Consider the following 12,431-nt stretch of genomic DNA (forward strand, 5'->3'; position numbering starts at 1 on the left):
GTGGAGTATGAAGATTAAATTAATATGGCCTAAATGCAGATTTCTTAATAAACAATGGACTAATGATGCGATGGATTCCTATTGGGTTCAATGCACAATTGATGAAGCCAAGAACAAGGTGTTTACCTATTTATCTGCATCACAGATTGAAGAAAGTATGAAAAATTGGGAGCCAAAAGAAAATAATGAGGAACAAATTAAGAATGAATCAGATTGTCTTCATTTCCTTATCTCAAAAGATTTAAAATCAATAGAATCATTTCCTTGGTACTATCCTTATTCCGGACAGTGGAATGCCTATTGCCCGTTTGAAGAAATTGAGGAAATTGATATTAGCGACTTAAAAGAAATACTTGCACTAGGCGGTGTAGTAATTTATGAAGCAAAAGAGGTTAGAGAATGAAGAATAATGTATTGGATGGAATAATGGGTTTGTGTGTTGCTGATGCATTAGGTGTACCAGTCGAATTTATGAGCAGAGAAAAGCTTAAAATGAATCCTGTTATAGGTATGCGAGGTTTTGGTACACATTATCAGCCTGTGGGTACATGGTCTGATGACACAAGCATGACTCTGTGTCTTGTAGACAGCCTTATCAAGGGACTGGATTATAATGATGTTATGTCCAAATTCTTAATGTGGTTTGATAAAGGTTCATATACGCCCTATGGAGAGGTTTTTGATGTAGGCATATCAACAAGAAACGCTATAAAACGGTTTTCTGATGGGATAGAACCATTAAGATGCGGTGGTTTAAATGAACGTGATAATGGAAATGGTTCACTTATGCGAATACTTCCGATTTTATTTTATATTCAGTCTATTTATGGAACTGACTTTTATGAGATCGATGAAGCGTTTAGTGTTATTCATAATGTTTCATCACTAACACATGCTCACAAGCGTAGCAAAATAGCCTGTGGAATATATATTTCAGTTGCATCGATGTTATTAGGTAGCATGGATCTGAAAATAGCTATGGAATTAGGCATCTATAAAGCCTCAGAGTATTATAGAAAACAAACAGAGTTTAAAGATGAACTTTCTCATTTTGATAAGATTTTTGCAAAAGGTTTCGAAAAGTTGGACAAAAAGGATATTAAGAGCAGTGGATATGTCGTGGACACATTGGAAGCAGCTATTTGGTGTTTGCTTAATTCAAACACCTACAAGGATTGTATTCTCATGGCTGTGAACCTTGGAGAAGATACGGATACCGTCGCAGCTGTGGCAGGTGGACTAGCTGGTCTATATTATGGCTATGAAAACATTCCGTGTGAATGGCTAGATACAATAGTAAAACGTGAATATGTTGAAAGTTTAAGCAATCAGCTCTATTTATCATCAATTAGAAGCAGTATTGAAAAGTTAAGCGCATTTATTCCATATTTTGAAACTGTAAATAAAGAAGATGTATGTCATTGGGGTGGCGGTGAAAAGCTTGGAGATAATCATTTAACGATGCCATATCCTGATTATGAACGGACATTACATGATTTTATTCAAGCAATCTATAAATCTAACATCATGTGCTATGACTATCTCGATATTATTCATAAACGGGGGATTGATGGTACAGAACAGATGAATTCTGCAATTGATACTGCTGATTTTGAACTTACAAAGGCGATTCTTACTGGGTATGTTCGGCAGGAACGATTTTGTGATGGATTATGGGAGTCAGCAGTAGAAGATAAGACATTTCTGAAAATATTAAATAGGCTACAGCGGTTATTATCAGAAATGTTCAAAATGTAGACTACAGGGTTTTCTATTAAATGATACAATACGGAGATTTCCTCAAAAATAAATATGAATCTATTTTGAGGAAAAGCCTCTCTGAACAAACCATTCTTTTGTTAATAGATTAGTCATTTAGATTTTACCTCCTTAAACTTTGAGTACCTGAGGACAATTAGCTTCAAGTATTTAGCAAAATTCATGGAGGTTGTTTGTTACATTGAAAAAAGTGAGGGTTATTTTCTCGATAGTGTCAAGAAATGTTCGCAAAAACCATCAGAACCCCTTAAGGCTAAATGTTTTATGTAAAAGCGTAAGTTGGGAAGAGTGTCAAGGGTGATGCGAGGGATACCGGAGGCCGTCAGGCCGAGGATATGCTCGGCATCATCCCATTGACACGTGCACCCTACCAAAACGCTTGAAGACGGCAAAGTCTCTTTCACCCCAAAGAGTAACCCTAAATCAAAGAGAGTTTGCTTGGCTAGCGCCGAGCGTCATGCTTTTCTGAATTAATGATTAAGGCTTACGCAGCTTTTGAACGTTCCTGCTCAATCGAAGTGATGATTTTTGGATTGATATAGGATCGGCCACTGCACCAGTCTTCGCTATACTCAATAAGGTAGCTGGTTACTAGCCGAATATAGGAATCCATACTTGGGAATATCCCAACCACCCGGGTTCTTCTACGTACTTCTCGGTTGAGTCTTTCCAGCAGGTTGGTTGACGCGATCTTTCTTGAATCAATCTCTGCAAAGCTGAAAAACTGTAGTGAGTCTTCCAACCCTTCTTCCAGAGTTTTAATGGCTTCAGGATATTTGGCCTCAAACTCATCCATCAGAGAATTAGCGTATTTCTTTGCACTGCTATAGTCTGGTTGAAGCCAGATTTGCTTTAGTTTATTAGCAAACGCTTGCTTATCTCGACCGGATATATGAGCGAGGATGTTCCGCATAAAATGCACTTTACAGCGTTGCCAGGAACACCCGATAAAGGACTCTTGAACAGCTTTAACTAACCCTTTATGGGCATCTGAGACAACCAGCCAGACTTTCTCTAGTCCTCGTGACTTTAACTTTTCGAAGAGACTGGTGTAGGTTGCTGTGGACTCTTCTGGCATGGGCTCTACGGCCAGAATATCTCGTTTGCCTTCTAGATCAATACCCGTTACAATCAGCACTGCCATATTTTTGACCCTTCGATCATCTCGGATTTTCTCATAGAGAGCATCCACCCAGAGTACGGGATAGACTTTATCGAGACTTCGATTACGAAAGGCTTCAACCTGTTCGTTCAGTTCTTTAGCGATGCTTGATACCTGACTTCGTGACATGGAGTCAATGCCTAAGGACTTAGTGAGTTTCTCTATTTTACGGGTGGATACGCCATTAACATAGGCTTCTTGAATCACATTCATCAAGGCCAATTCAGAACGTTTCTTACCTTCCACAAAGAAAGGGATATAGCCGCCATTTCGCAGTTTGGGTACCATTAAATACAGTGTCCCCATCCGGGTATCGAAACGGCGAACGCGATAGCCTGATCGATACCCTTGACGTTCAGTAGACCGTTCTGATTTTTCAGCACCTAGCTTTGCATCCACTTCTGCTTCCATCAGCCTTTCGCAGAGCCATTTTAACATAGCCTGCATGGGATCTTCTTCGGTTACAAATTTCATTAGCATTTTTTCAAAAGGTACGGTAGAATTTGGGTAAGCCATCGGTTAACAACTCCTTTTTGGTTTGCTTCAGCACTTACCTTTTCGGAGTTACCGATGGCTTTTCCTTTTTTACTTTTGCGAACTTAATTGTACTCTATCTCTTGTACCAATGACGTTGGCAATTGATCACTGATCGTACATTCATCATCGTGTGATAATAATTTTTCATTAGGAACCAATTTTTCTTGTAAATCATATGATTCCTTTTCGGCTACACGCGGAGAAACCGAATGTTCAAATGCTTTGGTAAATATATTAACAGGGCTAGCAACAGATTTCTGTAATTCTTTGGTTGATTCATTACTAAACTTGCGAACTTCCATAATAACTTTAGCTACCCTCCGTGCAATGCCCGGCAACTCTTCAGGCCCAAATAAAATAAGCGCGATAGTCATAATTAAGAAGATTTCAGTAAAGCCCATGTCTTGCCTCCCTTATTTCACGCTTGGCTTTTTTCTCTTTTCCTAATTAGGTACCCAAGCCAGATACTGATTTCATAGAGGAGATACATCGGAGCAGCCATGAGAAATTGTGAGAATAAATCTGGGGTTGGAGAAACAATGGCCGCTAAAATGACAATCGCCAATATCGCCCAGCGCCTCTTTTTTGCTAACGTTTTTGGGGATAATACTCCAATTTTAATTAAGATTAGTAATACTCGAGTTTGACAGCAACAACGAAAATTTTGTTGCTGTTAATTTTTAATTATGGCTTTTCATGCGGATTCAAAGCTAAAAATCCTTCCAAAAAACCGCTGAAACTTTAGAATGTAGTGCCGCACGTTGGCAAATAATTACTGTTATCACCTCGATTTAAGTGGTATAATGGTGTTGCTATGTTTGCACGTATTAAAACAGCCTACAATCGGGACGGCTCGGAACGCCGTTACCTTCAAATCTGTGAGAGCCGTCGTGAAGAGGGTAAGGTTCGTCAAAAAGTCCTTTGTAACTTGGGGAGAGTGGAGGATCTCCAAAATGGGAAACTTGACGACCTGATTCGCTCTCTTGCGAAGTTCTCCGATAAACTTGCTGTGGTGGATGCCGCTGAAGATCTCTTTGCAGACTGGAGTAAAGAGTATGGACCCTCTTTGGTCTTTCGTCGACTCTGGGAAAACCTTGGACTTCATGAAATACTGGCTCAACTCTTTTGCGAGAGAGAATTAAGTGTGGATGTACAAGAAGCCATCTTCTGTATGGTTTTAAATCGCTTAACGGAGCCCACCAGTAAACTGGGAGTCAGCGATTGGAAAGATTCCGTCCATCGCCCAGAGTTAGAGAGTTTGAAGCTTCATCATTTCTATCGAGCGATCGACTTCTTGGATGAAAACAAGGAAATGATTGAAGAGAAACTTTTCTACCATCATACCGACCTATTTACCCGTCAACTGGATCTCGTTTTCTTTGACACGACCTCCACGTATGTGGAAGGAGACGCAGGGGCTTTCGACCTTCTCGAATATGGCCATTCCAAGGACCATCGGCCGGATCGTCTCCAAGTTATGATTGGAATGCTGATGTCGAGGGATGGAATTCCCATTGCTCATCATGTCTTCCCTGGGAATACCCCGGATACAGATGCATTTATTGAAGCGGTCAGTGATTTGAAAAAACGATTTAATATCCAACGTGTTATTGTTGTTGGGGATCGGGGCATGATGGGCAAGCGGACCTTAGAGCTTCTCGAGAAATTGAACCTTCAATACATCCTGGGAGTTCGGATGCGAAATGTTAAAGTTGGCCCTGAAATCGTAGCTTCCCCTGAACCGTATACTCTTGTTAAGGATAACCTCAAGGTAAAAGAAGTTACCCTCGGAGGAGATCGATATATTGTTTGTTTAAACGAAGAAGAGGCTAAACGAGATCAAGCCGTTCGAGAAAAGATTGAGATTAAACTTCGTAGCAAGCTTGAACACGGGAATATTAAGGATTTAATCGGGAACAGCGAATACAAAAAGTACATCAACGTCACACAGGATGCGGCAACGATTAATAAGGAAAAACTAAAACAAGCAGCTCTTTTTGATGGTCTATACATATTGCAAACGAATACTCAGCTTCCTACAGAGGAAGTCGCGACCGCTTATCGAGACTTATGGCAAATTGAACGTGCGTTTCGAAATCTCAAGAGTACGCTCGATTTACGTCCGGTCTACCACTGGACGGAACGGCGGATCTGCGGACACATTATGCTTTGCTTTCTCGCACTCGTAATGCAGATCAAGTTTCAAAAGCTTCTTATGAATTGCGAAAGTGAATACGGCTATACCGAAGTAATTCGTGCGCTAAGGAAAGTCCATGCCGTTAAAATTAAAGTTAAAGATCAGGAACACTTAGTACGAACCGAGGTTCATGGCGCTGCAGCGATCGCATTTAAAGCAGTCGGGGCAAGGATTCCAGAAAGAGTTCAAAAGGTATAGATGAATTCCCACAAACAGGGAATTGTAGTGGTATGCGCAAATCTAAAGTTTGGAAGCCCTTGAAATTCAATAGTTACAGCTTTCGAGGTGTCAAACTCGAGTAATATGATAGGAAGTTGAAACACCAGCCCAAATGTTAACAAGAAGCTCAACAGAAAGCTAATGTATGACGTTTTCGTCACAAATGGTGTGGACTGAACAGCTCCGCTTCCAGCATTAAGAAGAAACTTAATCCCGATAGGTATTATTACATATAAACAGAAAGCGGCCCCTTCCAATAAAAAGAAGTACAGAGGTTGGCACAATAAAGTATAAATACTTACGCTCATTTTGTTTTAGAGCTGGCAATACAAAACTCCAAATTTTCCACATTAGAACAGGGAGTGCAAGAGCGACACCAAAAATCACAGAAACCTTAATCTTAACCAACATTGGTTCCATCGGCGTTGTAGTAATAAACGTGATATCTCCCAGCAAAGATACCGGACGTGCTAAATAGGCAAAGGTAAGATCACTTACAAACCATCCTAATACCGTACCCCCAGCAATGGCGTACGCAGCTACGACAAGCACTTTCCGTAAGTCTCTTAAATGGTCTGTTAACGGCATATTGTCGTCATTACGTTGTCGCCTTCGCACTTCTGCTTTACTTCCTTTTTGCGCTCATTTTAGGTAGTCAACTGCTTAGGCAGGATCTTTTTCGGTTTTAGCGACAATATTATCTTCTGTTTTCTCTTCTTCTGCGGTCGCAGATTTAAATTCTCTAATACCATTACCCAGCGATTTCCCTAATTCCGGCAACTTACCCGGTCCAAAGATGACCAAAGCTGTAACAAGCACAATCCCCATTGTCACTGGTGTTAGAAATCCAAATGTTGCAAGCATCATTTATCACCTCCATCATATTAAACAATATTTCATTTTAACCATATTCGAGATGCAAGATATTCTGCGTTAAAACTTACAGTGGACTAGATCTAATAATCTACCCGACCCATTTCAACCAGCTTTCCAGCCATCTCAACAATTTGACCAACTGCACGTGTTACCTCCTCAGTCCCGTCGGCCTGGACTTCGATGACTCTACTAAATTGCCCAATTTCTGTGACTAAGGAGGAAACTGACTTCCTTACTTTCTCTAAATCCTGATCTATTTCTTTTGTTAATAATTTGGTGTTTTCTGAAAGCTTCCGCACTTCATCTGCGACAACTGCAAATCCACGACCGAGTTTGCCCACCCGAGCAGATTCGATCGAAGCATTCAATCCTAAAATGTTTGTCTGCATCGAAATGCTCTTAATCTTGTTAAGAACGACATTTATATGTTCAACATCAGAGTTGACTTGTGCGATTTCACGAGCCATTGCTTTTGTATTCACGAGAATTTCATGTGATTCGTTAGATAAGTTATCCGTTGATGCAGAGATTTCTTGAACCGCGGCCAAAACCCCTTGACCAGCATCCATTAAAGTGTCAAAACGTTCATCGGAAATACCCACCATGACACTGCCAACAATTTTTCCCTCATCATATACTGGTAAGCCTATACCGATGTGAGGAATACCAGCAACTTCTTTCGGGATTTTTTTCACTACTCTTTGCCCAGTTTGCATCGCAATGAGACCGGGCATACCCTCTTTTAGTACATCACCTGCTTTTGCATGAAGCATGAGCTTTTTCCCGTTAAAAACGGCAAGCATCTTTTCGGTATCGCTTACTCCGATAATAACATCTTCATTAAATAGTTTTTGAATTTCACTCGCTATATCAACAAAGGATTCTAGTTTCAATCTTGATAACACCTTTCACAACAATGTTCGTACCGTTATGCCAATTCTTCACAAGCCATCTGTTGGTGTGCTCTGCTTTCTACTGCTATTTCTACCAGCTTTATAATTATGACGCGATTCGCGGTGGTGGTAATAATCTTAAAAGATAGGATAGATTAACTTGCCAAATTGATTTTTAGCAAATAGTCTATTGTTTTTTTTCGTAAATACGATGCCAGTAAAAAATTGATGTCCATAAACTCTTCGGGGAGTTGACCGTTTTGTCGGCTTTCGTTAATTCGCTTTTCAAGATATTTGATTTCATCCGGAGTAAGATTTATCTCTTCTTTCTCAATAACAGAATTTATCATAAGTTCCCAGAGAATCCTTCTGGATGCCTCTTCCTTACATTCGGCCAGCAATTGGTCTGCGGTTATTTTTCTATGGATCAAATATTCCAGAAGTTCCATATCATCAACTATTTTGAGTTCTTCAGTAAATTTCTTATATAAATCTTCAGCAGCTGAATCCAATTCTTCTTCATCAAATTCATACTTACATTGTTTAACTAAAGCTTGAAAAATCAAGAGAATATTTGCCTCCCGTTCCTTCCCCTCTTTTTCGTGAGTGATTTTTAGGGCAAGCATATTTTTTAAGTCTTTCAGGTTTTTTAGATCAGGTTCAACTTTCCTAATTAATTCTTCAGTCAATTCTGGTTTCTTCACCACAAAAACGCTCTTAATCTTAACGGTAAATGTAAACTCGCTTCCCCACCAACGCTGAAATTCTAAGGCATCGGGCTGAATAACAGTCTCAAAGGTCACTGTGTCGCCCATTTTCTTCCCTAGGAGATTTGCACTAACTTCTCGAAATACACCTTCACTGCCGACTATTAATTTTGTATCGATGTTTCTTATAACCGGTACTGTTGCATCCTTTTCATAACCGTCAATATCCACGATTACATAATCGTTTGTTTTAATAGGCTCATTTCTTTTTTCTTCTTCAATTTCATCAAAAGAGCCTATGATATAATCTAAGGCTTGCTGAATCTCCTCTTCTTGGACTGTTGTATCAAAACGCTTGACATTTAGACCCTTATATTGTCCAAGTTCGAACTGTTTCATTATCACGATTCCTCCCTCGTTATGTCTATTTGATACGCTACTTTCTCAGGAAAATTTCAACGGTCAGCCCTCAGGATTCCTACTGACTGAAGCATTACAACAAAATGGGCGACTGCTAAAATAAGGATCAAGAGTGTGAAGACCAGGTCTCTTGTTCTTCCTTTTTTTTGCGTTTCAATCGATCTACTCTCTGTTTCCATATTCTTACCTCCTCATTTCGCCAACGGTTAAGCAAATTGAAAATAAATCCTACCGGACAGAAGAATTTACAATAAAAACGGCTAATAAATAAGCTCATAAACAAGAAGATCGGTAACATCAACCACATTAACCATACCGATTTGAACAGGAAGAGTGCGCCAAAAGGCTGGTAATCCAATGTCCCATAGTCACCCAGTAATGTGCCCAGCAGAAGTGCAACCCATAAAATGGTCGGAGCCACCAGCCTGAGTATTTTAATAGTCTTCTGGGAAATATTCAGAGATTTGAACCCTGCAGCCTTGTTAAGAATCTCCTGTACTGCCCCAAAAGGACAAATCCAAGCGCAATACAGATTTTTTCCCAAAAGGATAATAAATCCGAGAGACCCGGCCATAAGCACATACCATTTCAGGTTAGTTATCCTGGGAATCTGCAACGTAATTGCTGAAAGAAGCAAGCTGCCTGTCACAAACTGATTAACGAGAAAACCAAGCACCACGACACTAACCAGCAGGAATGCCAGACGTATTTTTACGAGCTTCTTGATAAAGGCTGAGGCAAACGCAATTAAAAACATCGCAATCATGGCCATATCCTTCCAGCTAAGCTGGAATAAATCGTAAGGGTTGGCCCATTGGGTGTTAAAAAATTGCCCTGATAAATAAGAATTCCCTTTGTTCACAGCCTCAGCCACAGCATGTGACGACACTGTTGAACCTGTTACCGTGTCAATATAATTATTTGTTTTTATACTACCCAGATATCCCGAATATCCATATGCTCCTCCTAAATAAATAGGCTCTTTGATTGAAAGACCTTGAAAGCCGTCAAAATACTTTTGGTTTGTGAGCCTTTCAAAAAAAACCGGAGTCTCTCCCTGTTTCGTAATAATAACTTTCTCTATAAGGCCCTTATCGTTGACGATAGTCATAGCCTCAACTCTGGATTGATATCCTATAGCCGAATCACATACTGCATAGTAACGCCCCTGTGCCGTATCGATTTTATAGGCATGCTGAATCCCTATCATTTTTTCTATGGATATAACGCCGAGAACATTTTTTTGGATGATTCCCTTGTAATCAACCGATTGAGGAGCCCAGAACACACCATATAAAATAGCTATTATGGCAGTGAGAAGTAAAGAAAATTGATAATAGTATTCCCATCCTCTTCTATTTTCCAACACTGCTTTATTTTTCTTTGTTTTCACAGTTTTTCAACCTCTTAAAAAATTATGAAGAATATTGAGATGAGCCAATAAGTATCTGAAGAGACACTTATTGGCCTCATTAATCCTATGGCTTGATGCTCTAATTGCTAAGCAGAAATAGAATCCGAACTTTCTCTGATTTTTTTTGCCGGATGGTTAGCCAGCCTGTAAGTAATAATCGCAGGAATAAGTGCCGTGCCTCCGAAGAAGATAAATCCCATGCCAATAGCTTGGTATTCACGCTCCGAAAAGCTGGAATATCCCCAGGCCAAAGCAAATATAAAGAAAAAGTTGGCGAGGAACCCGCAGATTTGAAGAGGTATGGTATCTTTGCCCTTCCCTTTCAGATACCGCCAGATCCCGTATTGGATAAGCAATGCAGTCATACCCAGTGCCATCCAAATCAGCACATCATATATATTCATAATACCTTTCACTCCTTATAATAATTTTCTCCTTTTGATTAATATATTTGACATTGAAATCACTATTGTTTTATAGACTCAGGATTATTCCAGAAGTCTTTGACCATGTTCTGAACATAACCCGATTCAAGTCTTTCATCAGGGTTTACAGGCCCGTTATAGCCGAACCACTCATCAAACTTGCGGGCTGCATCCTGAAGCAATGGAATTTGGGTGGCTATTCTGGACACATCGTGGTTCCAGGTCTCGACTTTGTTATACGAACATACAGCCACACAATTTGAGCAGGGACTACCGTTATAGGCCCAGAAAGAGCCGCAACGGTTGGAATCAACATGCCATTTTTCAGTATATGGATTTTCGGCTACCTCACAATCCTCTGGCTGCAGAACCTTAGGGTCTTTCTCATGGGAGATGGCCTGGGCGGGGCAGGCATCCGCACATTTTTTGCACAGGCGGCAGAACTCGCGTACCCCGAATTTTCTCGGCTTGTCCGGAGCAAGTTCCAGGTCGGTGTAGACTTTGGCGATGCGATGTCTCGGACCGAATTTCTGGGTAATTAAAAGTCCGTTTCTGCCTGCTTCTCCAAGCCCGGCCTGAACGGCCATAGGAACACTCAATCCGGTATCGTTTCCTGACGGCGCTGCATAATAGCCAAGCTTCCTCAGAAAAACCGCGATTTTGTAAGCTACTTCTGCCATATTGGAGTAACTTTTCCCCACCGTGGCACTGGAAATGACTGACGGTGAGGTGCGTATAGCTTCGTAATCCTCTTCAAGAACGAAGACAATCACACTTTTTGGTTTGAAACCTGCATACTTCTCCCAATCAGGTTCAAATTTTGCATGTCCGAAAACTTCTACTCCCCCGCCTGACAGCATCTTTGGCAAATCCCATGGCAGATATTTGGTTCTGCCGTTGGGCATTTTACAAGGTTTTAGAATCTTCCTGCCCCAGGTAGAATAGGTCCAACGCTCGTCATAGGGTGCGATGCCGACTAGATCGGCTCCCAGGAGACGGGTTGCCTTTTTAACCATTTTACTGGCTTCTTCCTTTGATTCGAATTTCCACTGTTGGCCTTGTTGTCGCACACTTTCAACATCGATATTGTCCCAGTTGTACAAACCGGGTACCATGACAGGCTCATTAGCTATTTCATTGGTCATAGGATTTATGGGATAAAGCGGGATTACACTTCCCGGACCACCACCTGTTGCGTTAAATCCGGAATAATCAAATTCTACAGCCCAGGCGCCGGCGTTCAAGGCCTCATCCAACCCGGTCCAGCCTGTTTCATTATGGCGCTGGGTTAACATGGCACCCAAATGTTGAGTCTGGAAAAGAATGCTTGTTTCTGTATGTGTCGCTGGACGCCCTTTGATCCCAAGTCTTTCCGCATTTAGCGTGGGCAGGTCTTTCCCCGTATCTTTCTTGCCTGTGATTTTGGAAACATCGTCGTAATGAAACTTAATAGGAGTCTTGTTTGCTTCCGGGTCGAAAGTCTTTTCAAAGAAGTTATTCAGACTATTGTAACGTTGGTACTTTGCATCCACCTTGTATGGAAATTCCGAGGTTTCCGTGATCGGAGCCACGATGTCCGCAGCATCAGCCACCAAGGGACTAACGACCCCCTTCACCGCAGATGCCGAGGCTACAGCAGCTGCAGCTGCTCCAAGCATCGAGGCTTTTAAAAAATTCCTCCTGTTGATTTCTCCCATTCGAATCTTCCTCCTTAATAATAATTGCATGTCCTTTAAATTATTATAAAACTATTCTATTGATAGTGTCAAGAAATGTTCGCAAAAACCATCAGAACCCCTTAA

The 12,431-nt window shown here is 40.9% G+C and carries 11 protein-coding genes and 2 pseudogenes; 3 read left to right on the forward strand and 10 right to left on the reverse strand.

All coding sequences use genetic code 11. The features are described 5' to 3' along the window. Positions 1-7 precede the first annotated feature (7 nt). Both DESLBE_RS18485 and DESLBE_RS18490 read left to right on the forward strand, forming a co-directional pair. Positions 8-403 carry a hypothetical protein gene (locus DESLBE_RS18485; RefSeq protein WP_144677843.1) on the forward strand — a complete coding sequence of 132 codons (396 nt, stop codon included), beginning with the start codon at positions 8-10 and terminating at the stop codon, positions 401-403. Next, positions 400-1,758 (forward strand): ADP-ribosylglycohydrolase family protein, encoded by a 1,359-nt coding sequence (locus tag DESLBE_RS18490; RefSeq protein ID WP_144677844.1) that lies wholly within the window; start codon positions 400-402, stop codon positions 1,756-1,758. The genes DESLBE_RS18485 and DESLBE_RS18490 overlap by 4 nt, the downstream gene beginning before the upstream one ends. 505 nt (positions 1,759-2,263) lie before the next feature. On the opposite strand, the gene DESLBE_RS18500 is transcribed toward DESLBE_RS18490, so the two are convergent. The 3 genes and pseudogenes from DESLBE_RS18500 to DESLBE_RS18510 all read right to left on the reverse strand — a co-directional run. Beyond that, entirely contained in the window at positions 2,264-3,457 is a 1,194-nt protein-coding gene (locus DESLBE_RS18500) for an IS256-like element ISDha1 family transposase (RefSeq protein WP_011459365.1), read from the reverse strand. An 83-nt stretch (positions 3,458-3,540) separates the two neighbouring features. Further along, positions 3,541-3,879 carry a twin-arginine translocase TatA/TatE family subunit gene (locus tag DESLBE_RS18505; RefSeq protein ID WP_015261910.1) on the reverse strand — a complete coding sequence of 113 codons (339 nt, stop codon included), beginning with the start codon at positions 3,877-3,879 and terminating at the stop codon, positions 3,541-3,543. A 17-nt stretch (positions 3,880-3,896) separates the two neighbouring features. After that, positions 3,897-4,115 (reverse strand): annotated as a pseudogene (locus tag DESLBE_RS18510) (twin-arginine translocase subunit TatC); the annotation flags it as partial. A 177-nt stretch (positions 4,116-4,292) separates the two neighbouring features. Between DESLBE_RS18510 and DESLBE_RS18515 the strand changes: the two are divergent. Further along, complete coding sequence (locus tag DESLBE_RS18515) at positions 4,293-5,873, forward strand: IS1634-like element ISDha15 family transposase (protein ID WP_015261909.1); 1,581 nt, start codon at positions 4,293-4,295, stop codon at positions 5,871-5,873. Positions 5,874-5,971: 98 nt separating this feature from the next. Here DESLBE_RS18515 and DESLBE_RS18520 read toward each other — a convergent pair. The 7 genes and pseudogenes from DESLBE_RS18520 to DESLBE_RS18550 all read right to left on the reverse strand — a co-directional run. Then, positions 5,972-6,512: pseudogene (locus DESLBE_RS18520) on the reverse strand (twin-arginine translocase subunit TatC); the annotation flags it as partial. A gap of 45 nt (positions 6,513-6,557) precedes the next feature. Then, a complete protein-coding gene (gene tatA, locus DESLBE_RS18525; RefSeq protein ID WP_144678687.1) occupies positions 6,558-6,758 on the reverse strand; it encodes a twin-arginine translocase TatA/TatE family subunit in 201 nt (66 codons plus the stop codon). Between the two features lie 92 nt (positions 6,759-6,850). Continuing rightward, positions 6,851-7,663, reverse strand: coding sequence for a methyl-accepting chemotaxis protein (locus tag DESLBE_RS27330; protein ID WP_144677845.1), 813 nt, complete (start codon positions 7,661-7,663; stop codon positions 6,851-6,853). 155 nt (positions 7,664-7,818) lie between these two features. Continuing rightward, entirely contained in the window at positions 7,819-8,769 is a 951-nt protein-coding gene (locus tag DESLBE_RS18535; RefSeq protein ID WP_144677846.1) for a trigger factor, read from the reverse strand. A 127-nt stretch (positions 8,770-8,896) separates the two neighbouring features. After that, positions 8,897-10,183, reverse strand: a complete 1,287-nt coding sequence (locus DESLBE_RS18540; RefSeq protein WP_144677847.1) for a 4Fe-4S binding protein — start codon at positions 10,181-10,183, stop codon at positions 8,897-8,899. Between the two features lie 107 nt (positions 10,184-10,290). Further along, a complete protein-coding gene (locus DESLBE_RS18545; RefSeq protein ID WP_011460640.1) occupies positions 10,291-10,608 on the reverse strand; it encodes a hypothetical protein in 318 nt (105 codons plus the stop codon). A 62-nt stretch (positions 10,609-10,670) separates the two neighbouring features. Then, the gene (locus DESLBE_RS18550) at positions 10,671-12,326 is read right to left on the reverse strand and encodes a reductive dehalogenase (protein WP_144677848.1); all 1,656 of its coding nucleotides are present in this window, start codon (positions 12,324-12,326) and stop codon (positions 10,671-10,673) included. Between the last annotated feature and the right edge of the window lie 105 nt (positions 12,327-12,431).

This window comes from Desulfitobacterium sp. LBE (genome assembly GCF_007830365.1).
In the GTDB taxonomy this organism is placed as follows: domain Bacteria; phylum Bacillota; class Desulfitobacteriia; order Desulfitobacteriales; family Desulfitobacteriaceae; genus Desulfitobacterium; species Desulfitobacterium hafniense.